Origin of the sequence: Burkholderia sp. JPY481, from assembly GCF_038900515.1 — a bacterium.
GTDB lineage: Bacteria > Pseudomonadota > Gammaproteobacteria > Burkholderiales > Burkholderiaceae > Paraburkholderia > Paraburkholderia youngii.
The window spans coordinates 1-317 of record NZ_JAYMRT010000170.1 but is presented as its reverse complement, the minus strand read 5'-3'; the positions used below and the strand labels follow the sequence as shown (position 1 = coordinate 317).

Annotated in this window: 1 pseudogene; it reads left to right on the top strand. The window is 59.3% G+C overall.

Annotation, left to right across the window (positions count from 1 at the left end):
• Window positions 1–123 precede the first annotated feature (123 nt).
• A pseudogene (locus VSR82_RS40185) lies at window positions 124–317 on the top strand (IS30 family transposase); the annotation flags it as partial.

Sequence of the window (317 nt, the reverse complement as noted above, 5' to 3'; positions counted from 1 at the left end):
TGGAAGACCGCACGCCGGATGAGGCATACTTCGCGACACTGCCTGCGATCAAATCGGCAGCATGAACGCCCCGGTGGTTCCACTTAAAAATCTCGGGACCCTGCCCGAACAAGCGGCGCCACCTCTTGGGATCGTGGCAAGGAGCTGTCCGATCACGCCCGCTTCACTATCGAGTCCGGCGTGAAGGTATTCTTCGCCGACCCGCACAGCCCATGGCAGCGCGGTACGAACGAAAACACCAATGGCCTTCTACGACAATACTTTCCAAAGGGCACAGACCTGTCCCGGTGGTGTGCTCGAGAGATCCAAGCCGTTGC